1 protein-coding gene is annotated in these 2,272 nt (G+C 59.6%); it reads left to right on the top strand.

The features are described 5' to 3' along the window. The coding region (locus tag WBB95_RS05435) for an efflux RND transporter permease subunit (RefSeq protein ID WP_424486626.1) at window positions 1-1,957 on the top strand (1,957 nt) is incomplete at its 5' end. Window positions 1,958-2,272: the final 315 nt, after the last annotated feature.

Consider the following 2,272-nt stretch of genomic DNA (forward strand, 5'->3'; position numbering starts at 1 on the left):
CATCAATACGATGGTAATGGCGGGACTGATCATCGCGCTCGGCTCGGTGGTCGATGACGCCATCATTGATATCGAGAACATTGTCCGCCGCCTGCGTGAAAACCGCCGGCAGGCTAGTCCGAGATCAACCGCTTCCGTTGTCTTTTTGGCTTCGCTGGAAATTCGCCGCCCGATCCTCTTTGCGACCTTGATCATCGTGCTGGCCGTTACACCGGTGTTCTTCATGGGTGGCCTTTCAGGCGCATTCTTTACGCCGCTCGCAGTCGCCTACCTGCTCGCCATGCTGGCTTCAATGATCGTGGCTTTGACCGTCACGCCGGCATTGGCGCTGATTTTGCTCGGCGAGAAGGGGCTGACGGAACGGGAATCACCGATCGTGCCCTGGCTGCAGGCGCGCTATACAAGACTGCTCACGCCAATCCTGAGAGCACCTCGATCGATGTTTGCAGCAACGATCGTCACCGCCCTGATCGGCGCAGGCATCTGGCCGATACTCGGCCAGTCGCTGCTGCCTGAATTCCAGGAACGTGACTTCCTGATGCACTGGGTCACGCCACCCGGGACGTCACGTCAAGAGATGTATCGAATTACCGTGCAGTCGAGCAAGGAACTGCGAGCCATTCCGGGCGTGCGAAATTTCGGTGCCCACATCGGGCGTGCCGTGGGTGGCGACGAGCCATACGGTATCAACTTTACGGAGAACTGGATCAGTGTCGATCCCAAAGTCGACCTCGCCACCACACGCAAAAAAGTTGAAGAGGTCGTGGCGGGTTATCCGGGTCTCTACCGGGACGTTCTGACCTACCTGCGTGAGCGCATTAAAGAAGTGCTGACGGGGTCTGGTGAGTCCATCGTGGTGCGCATCTATGGCCCGGATCTTGCGGTGCTAAGAGCCAAGGCGTTGGAAGTTAAGACGGCGCTGACGGGCATCGACGGTCTGATCGACCTGCATGAAGAGTATCAGAATCTGATCCCACAGGTGCAGGTGCGCGTTAATATCGCCAAGGCCCGCTCGGTCGGCCTCAAACCCGGAGACATCCGGCGCCAGGCAGCCGCCGTGATGGCTGGCATCGAGGTAACCGACATTCACCGCGAGGGCAAAGTATACGATGTCTTCGTGTGGACCGCTCCAGACATGCGCCACAGCCTCACCCAGTTCAAGAACATGCTCATCGACACACCGGCGGGCGATTACGTCAGACTGCAGGATCTGGCGGAAATCGCCATAAAACCAACGCCCAACATCATCAAGCGTGAAAACGTCTCGCGCCGCATGGACGTAAATGCAAACGTGCATGGCCGCGACCTTGGCTCTATCGTTCGCGATGTCGATGCGCGGCTGAAAACGATCAGTCTCCCGCTTGGCTACCACGTCGAGCAGCTTGGAGAATACGCCGAGCGCAAGGCGGCAACGAATGCGCTGTCGCTGGCCACTATTGCTGCCGTTATCGGCATCTTCTTTCTTCTGCAGATGTCATTTGGCAGCTGGCGGCTGGCCACGCTGGCGTTCATGCTCCTGCCGGCAGCATTGGTTGGTGGCGTGATCGCTGCCTACATCGGCGGCGGCGTCATCTCGCTGGGCTCACTGGTCGGCTTCCTGACCGTACTGGGCATCGCGGCGCGCAACGGTATATTGCTCATCGACCACTGCCAGCATCTCGAGCACGTCGAAGGCGTCGGGTTCGGACCGGAACTCGTGCTGCGCGGTGCCCGTGAGCGGTTGGCGCCGATCCTGATGACCTCGATCACGACGGCCTTGGCGATTGCGCCGCTGGTGGTCTACGGCAATCTGCCCGGCCACGAGATCGAGCATCCAATGGCGGTCGTGATCCTCGGCGGGCTTGCGACGTCGACACTGCTCAATCTGTTCGTGATACCGGCGCTGTATCTGCGCTATGGCCATGGCACCGAGCCGTCAAGCGGACTGTCTTCGGGGTTGAGCTCCGCCCCCGCCTAAGAGTGGGTCCCGGTAGAAACAGCGGGCGCCCGGGCGAGGTGTGGCACGGAACTCGGTGAGCCGTTCGTCGGTGGTTGGAACTCTTTCGTCGTGAATTGATCATCTGGCGGGGATATACCCAGATCGTCTGTCTTTTCAGACGCTGGCATTTCCGTACCCGCGGTGATCGAGCGTTTGGCCTGCGCTTCGCTGGCGATTGCTTTTAAGAAATCAATCTTCGCCGTCATGGGGGCCCTCGTACAGGAGCTTCAGCATTGGTAATCGAGGCGGGTCGCAGGCCTGACTGGTTAAGCGGCGCCCCAACACATTCACTGA

Origin of the sequence: Pseudomonas sp. (genome assembly GCF_049645325.1) — a bacterium.
Classification (GTDB): Bacteria; Pseudomonadota; Gammaproteobacteria; order Pseudomonadales; family Pseudomonadaceae; genus Aquipseudomonas.